This window comes from Kamptonema animale CS-326 (genome assembly GCF_028330895.1).
GTDB classification, from domain to species: domain Bacteria; phylum Cyanobacteriota; class Cyanobacteriia; order Cyanobacteriales; family Microcoleaceae; genus Kamptonema; species Kamptonema formosum.
Window position 1 is genome coordinate 1 of record NZ_JAQMUA010000345.1, and the last position, 5,384, is coordinate 5,384.

The following is a 5,384-nucleotide window of genomic DNA, read 5'->3' on the forward strand; positions in this document are numbered from 1 at the left end:
CAATCGCCTAGTCTCTGCGATTGCTTCGCTTCGCTCGCAATGACAATAAAGGGGGTAGTAAACCCGGATTTAGTATGACTTCTCGTTTTGGAGATATCAGTCATGGGAGTGTTTATTTAATCGTAAACTTGAAACCAAATACAAAATATCAAATCTCCAATTTAAAATCCGCTAATTCTCCAATCCCAACTATCTCAACTTGCCGCCCCCGATCCTGATAAGTCAAACAAACCTGCCAATAATTATCAGGTTTATATTGTAACCTTTCTGCCCATTCAATGGCCACAATTCCCAGAGGCATTTCTATCCCTTCCCAGTAAGCTTCTAAATTTAATGTCTCCACTTCCCTAATTTCCAATCGATACAAATCTAAGTGATAAAGAGGAACGCGACCATCTAAATACTCATTAATTAGGGTAAAAGTGGGACTATCAATCGAGTCTTTAATTCCTAATCCTGCACCGATTCCTTGAACTAGGCTAGTTTTGCCGGCACCTAAATCTCCTTCTAATAAAATTACGCTACCTGGGGGGAGCGATCTCCCCAAAGCCATTCCTAAACAGCGCGTCGCCTCAGCATTTGGCAGAGAGATTTTCATATTCAAGCCCCCGATAATAGTTATGGAGTACAAAGGAATTGTCTATGTTTCTAACTTAAAGCTACATTCCAAGTCCCCTTAATTATTTTGAGCCTTGCTGTACCATCGTAACAGGACTCTTGCTAACCGCTGAGAATTGTGCCGCACTAAACCAGTTTTCTCATCTTCATCCATAACATTAGTGAAAACTATCCTCCGTCCTAATCTCGTGATTTCCTCGCGGTCTAAAATAACTGGATTGCAGCCCTCTAGAGAGTAGCGAATTATGGCTTTTGCAGAAGGAACTTTGCGTTGTACTACTACTGCATCAAATAGCTGTTGACCGCAGGCGTTATCAATAGCGCGGATGTGGTCGGCGACAGTATATCCTTGAGTTTCGCCGGGTTGAGTCATAATGTTGCAGACATAAATGCGGGGAACTTGGCGAGATGCGATCGCCTCTGCGATTTCAGATACTAAAAGATTCGGAATTACACTCGTGTAGAGACTACCAGGGCCAATAATAATATAATCAGCTTCTTTAATTGCTTGTAAAGCTCTCGGCAATGCTGGAGGATTAGCCGGAGTGCAGCCAATTTTAAGAATTTTACCATTAGCTTCTGTAATGCTGGATTCGCCATCAATTCTGCGGCCGTCGGCTAATTCCGCCCACAGATGAACGTCGGTGAGAGTAGCAGGGAGTACCTGTCCTCTAACGGCTAAGACTTTAGAACTAGCTGCGATCGCCTGTTCCAAATCTCCAGCAATATCGCTCATCGCCGTTAAAAATAAATTCCCAAAACTGTGACCAACTAAACCGTCACCGGCCCGAAACCGATATTGAAACAATTCAGTTAATAACTTTTCTTCATCTGCCAAAGCTGCCAAACAGTTGCGAATATCTCCCGGTGGCAAAACCCCAATTTCGCGCCGCAAGCGCCCAGAAGAACCGCCGTCATCTGCTACGGTGACGATCGCTGTAATATTAGCGCTGTAATCTTTAAGTCCTCTCAACAAAGTAGAAAGACCCGTACCACCACCGATCGCCACAATCTTCGGCCCTCGGTGCAAGCGGCGGTGATTGAGCAGGCGATCGACCAATTCCTCGTCGCCTTCGGGCATCAGCACGCTTGTAATCGAATTCAAGCTACGGTTTTGGCCCCAGAGGATGAAAAGAATGCCACCGATGAGCATCAGTGGGCCAGAGATATAATTGGGTACGACGGCCGTAATCCATCCCAAAAAGTGTTTAAGGAACTGAAGGGTGTAAAAAATTGGAGTCATTCCAGTCCAAATCGCTAGGCCCAGACTGGTGAGGATTACGCCACCCGCACTTAAAAGCAGCCAGCGTTTCACGAGCAATCCAGGGGCCAACCACTTAAACCACTGGTACACGCGACCAACACGGTATGAGCGGCTGGAACGGTCAGGATGCAGAGCAAAGGTCTGTTTTGCTTTAACAAGGGCGCGGAGAGCTTTAGGAAGCGAACTAATTGACATGGTGAATTAGTCTCAGAGGTATGAGAACAGCTTGAGCTGACAAATTTACCATACAGGACTGTTTGGATTCTGGCAGGTTAAAGGAGGAGATAGGGGAGGTGGGGGAGTAACTTCATTAATTAAAAATTAAAAATGCAAAATAAAAAAAAATGCGAAATTAAAAATTGTGAGATTTAATTTTTAATTTTTAATTTTTAATTTTTAATTGATCGGAGGGGAGGGTCTCAAAATCGTAAAGCCTTGCTAGGAAAGATACAATCTATAAAAAAGCAAAACTTTCCAGTCACTAATCGCTAAATCGGCGATCGCGCTATAGACTGAGGATTAATGACTAGATAAAGTCTGGTGACTGGGAACAGGATAATTTCTTAACCTCCTATGGCTGAGCCTTTGATCGAACTGAAGGGAATTAGTAAGTCCTTTGGCAAGAATGTGGTTTTAGATGGAGTGGATCTAACAATTTATCGAGGAGAAGCTTTGGCTGCGATCGGCCCTTCGGGTACCGGAAAGTCAACAATCCTACGCATTATTGCAGGTTTGCTAGCACCGGATGCCGGTGAAGTTTACGTCCAAGGACAACGGCGGAAGGGATGGGTAGATGATGTCGCCGATCCGATTGGTATTGGGATGGTGTTTCAGCAGGCGGCTTTATTTGATTCGCTGAGTGTAGAGGAAAATGTTGGTTTTCTGCTTTACCAACACTCGAAACTACCGCGCCACAGGATTCGAGCATTGGTGGATGAAAAGCTGGAGATGGTTGGTTTGCCGGGAATTGGCGATCGCTACCCGGCTCAGCTATCGGGCGGGATGCGAAAACGGGTGAGTTTTGCCCGTGCGATTATGGCTAATCCTGATAATTCTAGAGACACGCCAGAAGTTTTGCTGTACGATGAGCCGACGGCGGGTTTAGACCCGATCGCTTCCACGATGATTGAGGATTTAATCCGCGACTTACAGGCGGCTCAGGGAGGGTGCAGCACTTATGTGATGGTGACTCACCAAGATAGCACTATCCGTCGCACTGCTGACCGCATTGTGTTTCTCTATCAAGGTAAGGTGCAATGGGAGGGAAGTGTGAGCGATATTAATAAGACTGATAACTTGCTGATGCGGCAATTTTTTAGTGGGAGTGTGGCGGGCCCAATTCAAGCTGTTAACGGTTAATGGTTAACTGTTAACTGTTAATGGTTAACTGTTAACAAGGGTGGTTAAAATGCGATCGCGAACGGTTAGAGAAGGCTCGGTTGGTTTTTTGATTCTGTTAGGACTGGGTTTGTTTGGGGGTCTAGTCCTCTGGCTGCGAGGATTACAGTTGGGAAACCGCAGCTATAACATATTGGTTGAATTCCCTAATGTTCAGGGAATGCAGGTAGGGACACCAGTACGGTACAGAGGAGTCAGTGTGGGTAAAATTAGTGCGCTGAAACCGGGCCCAAATGGGGTCGAGGTGGTGCTAGAAATTGCTCCAGCGGATTTAGTAATTTCGCGGGATGTGCTAATTGAGGCCAATAAGTCTGGTTTGATAGGGGAAGCTGCGGTTGATATTACACCTTTGTCGCTTTTGCCAGATGCCGCGATCGCGGCTAATCCTCTGAGTAGCAACTGCCCAAATACGATTATCTGCAATAATTCGCGCCTCAAAGGTAATGCAGGTGCGAGTTTAGAAGAACTGATTCGCTCAGCATTGAACTTTACTAATCTCTACAATGACCCGGAGTTATTTGCTAATATTAAATCGATTTCAAAAAATACGGCGGTGGCTGCTCAGGATGCAGTTCAACTAACTCGTAATTTGTCTAGTTTAACTCAGTCAGCTAAAGTTGAATTGAGCAGTTTGAGTCAATTGATTAAAACAGAAATCGGCGGCTTAAATCAGTTAGCACAGGAAGAATTTGGTAATTTAAATCAGTCTGTAGAGGGGAATTTAGGAGGGATTGCTACTGAAATCGGAAAGGTTTCAGCAACGGGGGATGCTTCGATCAGGGCAGTGACAGGAGCTGCTATCGAGTCGGCAAATTCTGTCAAGCAAGCAGCAAATCAGATTAATATAACCGCTAGTCAGGCTAATGCTCTGCTGACAACTAATCGTGCTATGCTTGTAACCACCTTGAATAATATTAATCAAACGAGCCAGGAACTGCGGGTAGCTGTGAGCAGTTTAAGTCCTATTGTTAACAGAGTTGAGCAAGGGCAATTAATCAATAACTTGGAAGTTTTATCTGCGAATGCTGCTCAAGCTTCGGTGAATTTGCGGGATTTATCAACTACTGTGAATAATCCTACAAATTTGCTGGTGTTACAACAAACTCTGGATTCAGCTCGTGTTACTTTTCAAAATATGCAAAAGATTACATCTGATTTGAATGAGTTGACTGGCGATCCGGCTTTTCGCGATAATATTCGCAGGCTAATTAAGGGATTGGGGGGGTTGTTGGGTTCAACTGAGCAGTTGCAGCAGCAAGCTGAAGTGGCTAAAGTTTTGGTTCCTTTTTCGCAGGCGGTAACGACTAGCCCCGCAGTTGCAAATTCCCCTGTGGTTTCAGAGTTTCCGCAGTTTAGTAAGAAGCCTAAATCTATAATTATTCCCTCTCAAACAGCAAAGGTAAGAGAATCTCCAGCTTCTGAAATTAAGTCTAATTTGGTCTCTCCTTAAGGGGGGAATCTAGGTAATACGGTACTCTAATGTTATCTACAACTCCACTCTACAATTTAGGACTTACTATGGAGTTCTAGAAACCGGGTTTTTGAGAGAATCTGAGGGTGAAAACGAAGTATTTTCGTAAAAAAAACCGGTTTCTTTGGTTGGGTGCGTAAGTCCTAAATTGTGAAGATTTTGGGTACTGATACCAAATCCGGGTTAGTCATCCCCTTTATCAGCAATAATCCGTCATTGCGTTGGCGTAGCCTGCGCGTAGCGCTTGACGTTGTGAAGCAATCGCCTAGTCTCTGCGATTGCGGAGCACAGCGAACAATGACAATAAAGGGGGTAGTAAAGCCGGCTTTGGTATGAGAAGATTTACAAATCAAAATTTACTAAGGAGAATTTGAGAATAAAATCAAAAATAAAAAAATATTATTCCTAAAAAAATTCCCCAACAAAAAACGCCCTCACGAATGAGAGCGTTTCTTGTTACCAACAACTAAAACTTAGCCATTGATAGCAGGAGCAACCAAAGCAACTGGAGTAGATTCACCAGCAGCCAAATCTAGAGGGAAGTTGTGAGCATTACGCTCGTGCATTACTTCCATACCCAAATTAGCGCGGTTAATCACATCAGCCCAAGTATTGACAACACGACCTTGTGAG

Annotated in this window: 4 protein-coding genes and 1 pseudogene; 2 read left to right on the top strand and 3 right to left on the bottom strand. The window is 44.3% G+C overall.

Features of this window, described 5'->3' with window-relative positions; translation table 11 throughout:
* Positions 1–148: 148 nt before the first annotated feature.
* Both tsaE and PN499_RS20075 read right to left on the bottom strand, forming a co-directional pair.
* Entirely contained in the window at positions 149–598 is a 450-nt protein-coding gene (tsaE, locus tag PN499_RS20070; RefSeq protein WP_272033963.1) for a tRNA (adenosine(37)-N6)-threonylcarbamoyltransferase complex ATPase subunit type 1 TsaE, read from the bottom strand.
* Positions 599–676: 78 nt separating this feature from the next.
* Positions 677–2,077 (bottom strand): gluconeogenesis factor YvcK family protein, encoded by a 1,401-nt coding sequence (locus tag PN499_RS20075; RefSeq protein ID WP_272033965.1) that lies wholly within the window; start codon positions 2,075–2,077, stop codon positions 677–679.
* A 378-nt stretch (positions 2,078–2,455) separates the two neighbouring features.
* On the opposite strand from PN499_RS20075, the gene PN499_RS20080 reads away from it, so the two are divergent.
* A complete protein-coding gene (locus PN499_RS20080) occupies positions 2,456–3,241 on the top strand; it encodes an ABC transporter ATP-binding protein (protein ID WP_272033967.1) in 786 nt (261 codons plus the stop codon).
* A gap of 49 nt (positions 3,242–3,290) precedes the next feature.
* Complete coding sequence (locus tag PN499_RS20085; protein WP_272033969.1) at positions 3,291–4,730, top strand: MlaD family protein; 1,440 nt, start codon at positions 3,291–3,293, stop codon at positions 4,728–4,730.
* A gap of 494 nt (positions 4,731–5,224) precedes the next feature.
* Here PN499_RS20085 and PN499_RS20090 read toward each other — a convergent pair.
* A pseudogene (locus PN499_RS20090) lies at positions 5,225–5,384 on the bottom strand (photosystem II q(b) protein); the annotation flags it as partial.